Raw genomic sequence first — 1,758 nt, forward strand, 5'->3', positions numbered from 1 at the left:
GAAGAAGGCCACTATGATCAAGAGATAATTGAAATGGGTGGAAGAATTTATAAAATGCCTCAAATAAGACCTGGAAATTATAGAAAGTATTTCAAACTTCTTGATATGTTTTTTGTTGAACATCCAGAATATCGTGTGGTTCATTCTCATATTAACGAAAACAGCAGTTTTATTTTAAGAGCGGCGAAGAAGGCGGGTGTTCCAAGTCGCATAATACATAGTCATTTAAGTGATCTTGGATTTGATGTGAAGTTGCCATTTCGAATGTATGCAAGGTTATCGATGAGAAATAACCCTAATAGTTTTTTCGCCTGTTCGAAACAGGCAGGACAGTGGTTGTTTGGAAAGAGAATAATCAAATCTGAGAATTTGATCGTGTTAAATAACGCAGTTGATGTAAGTGAATTTTCATTTAATCAAGCAATTAGAAAAGATATAAGAAAAGAATGGAGTGCTGATGGCCGATTGGTCATTGGACATGTTGGGAGATTTAACGAGCAAAAAAATCATGATTTTCTAATTGATATTTTTAAGGAATTGCATGATAAAAACAGTAATGCTCTACTTGTCCTTGTTGGAGAGGGACATTTAAGACCAGTGATTGAAAGAAAAGTGAGAAAGTTAGGTTTATTGGATAGTGTAAGATTTCTAGGTGTTCGTACTGATATTTCTAAGTTATTACAAGGAATGGATCTATTTTTATTTCCTTCCTTATTCGAAGGTCTACCAGTAGTCATGATTGAAGCTCAAGCTGCTGGCTTGAGGTGTTTAGTTTCTGATCGAATTACAACAGAAACAGATGTAACAGGCAGAATCGAATTTGTAAGTATAAAGGAATCTGCTGAATAYTGGTCCGAAAGAATAATAAATACAACCTATGAACATGAGGATACTTCGGTGTCTTTACGGAGAAATGGTTACGATACAACGACTATGGCAGATTGGCTTTCTGATTATTATATAGATCAGGTTGCCATAGCGGATTAGAGATAAGGAGGAAAATTAGTGAAACCGATGTTAACTGTATTTACTCCTTCATACAACAGAGCATATTCACTGCACTTATGCTATGAAAGCCTACAACGCCAAAAATGTAAAGATTTTGTCTGGTTAATTATTGATGATGGTTCAACAGACAATACAAAAGAGCTCGTTGCGGAATGGATGCAGGATGCTCTAATCCCCATACAGTATCATTATCAAGAAAATATAGGGATGCATGGCGCACATAACACAGCGTACGAACTCATTGAAACAGAACTTAATATTTGTATAGATTCCGATGATTATTTGGCCGATAATGCTGTAGAAAAAATAACTACATTCTGGAGGAAGGAAGGAGGAAGTCATTATGCCGGAATCGTAGGCTTGGACGCAGCACCTAGTGGAGAAGTGATTGGAACGTTTATGCCCGGAAATTTGAAAAAGTCTACTCTAACGGGCCTTTATGAGAGGCATAAGGTGAAGGGGGATAAGAAGTTAGTATATCGATCGGAGCTTACGAAGCAGTTTCCTCCTTATCCCATATTTCATGGTGAAAAATACTGTCCACTTTCTTATAAGTATATTCTTATTGATCAAGAGTACCCGTTACTAATTATGAACGAGGTGCTCTGTTTCGTAGAATATATGCCTGATGGTTCAAGTATGAATATCATTAAGCAGTATAAAAAAAATCCTAGAGGATTCTCTTTTTTTAGAAAAGTTGCTATGACTTATTCACCAACCTATAAAGGAAAGTTAAGAGAAGCTATACAT

Annotated in this window: 2 protein-coding genes; both read left to right on the forward strand. The window is 36.0% G+C overall.

Going from position 1 to position 1,758, the window contains the following annotated elements; translation table 11 throughout:
* The coding region (locus AC1DWN_RS33295) for a glycosyltransferase family 1 protein (RefSeq protein ID WP_477563111.1) at nt 1-987 on the forward strand (987 nt) is incomplete at its 5' end.
* 18 nt (nt 988-1,005) lie between these two features.
* On the forward strand, nt 1,006-1,758 hold a 753-nt coding region (locus tag AC1DWN_RS33300), incomplete at its 3' end, for a glycosyltransferase family 2 protein (protein WP_477563112.1).

The sequence above is a fragment of the Paenibacillus sp. P4_A7 genome (assembly GCF_056402455.1).